Consider the following 551-nt stretch of genomic DNA (forward strand, 5'->3'; position numbering starts at 1 on the left):
TTGGGCGCGCCATCGGCCAGCTTGCCAGCCATCACTGCGGCTTTGTCCACGCCATGCGACGACAGCGTGCGCTGTGCCTCGGCCACCAGCGCCTCGTCCTCTTCCACGGCCACCACCGCCTCGGCCATGCGGGCGATGACGGCGGTCGAATAGCCAAGGCCACAGCCAATATCCAGCACGGTTTCCGTCGGCTGAATATCCAGCGCGTCCAGCATCTTGGCCAGCGTGCGCGGCTCCATCAGCACGCGGCCGCCGCCCATGGCGACATGCTCGCCCACATAGGCGGCCTCGCGGCGGTCCTGCGGCACATAGGCTTCGCGCGGGACAGTCAGCATGGCCTCGATGATCGGGAATTTCGTGACATCCGAGGGGCGGATCTGCGTGTCCACCATCATGGTGCGGCGCGTGGCGAAATCGGTCATGCTAAACTCGTCGGTCTAGTTTCGGCTCACAAGGTGATGCCACAGAAAACCGGCAACGGCAACAAGCCATCTTCGCCTTCCCGCAGACACATATTCGATTCACTGAATGCAAATCGCAACCGCCTTTTG

1 protein-coding gene is annotated in these 551 nt (G+C 63.0%); it reads right to left on the reverse strand.

What is annotated here, in order from left to right; all coding sequences use genetic code 11:
• On the reverse strand, positions 1 to 422 hold a 422-nt coding region (locus tag PKE99_RS39440), incomplete at its 3' end, for a protein-L-isoaspartate O-methyltransferase family protein (RefSeq protein WP_271215176.1).
• Positions 423 to 551 lie beyond the last annotated feature (129 nt).

Origin of the sequence: Pseudonocardia halophobica (assembly GCF_027922425.1) — a bacterium.
Classification (GTDB): domain Bacteria; phylum Actinomycetota; class Actinomycetes; order Mycobacteriales; family Pseudonocardiaceae; genus Pseudonocardia; species Pseudonocardia halophobica.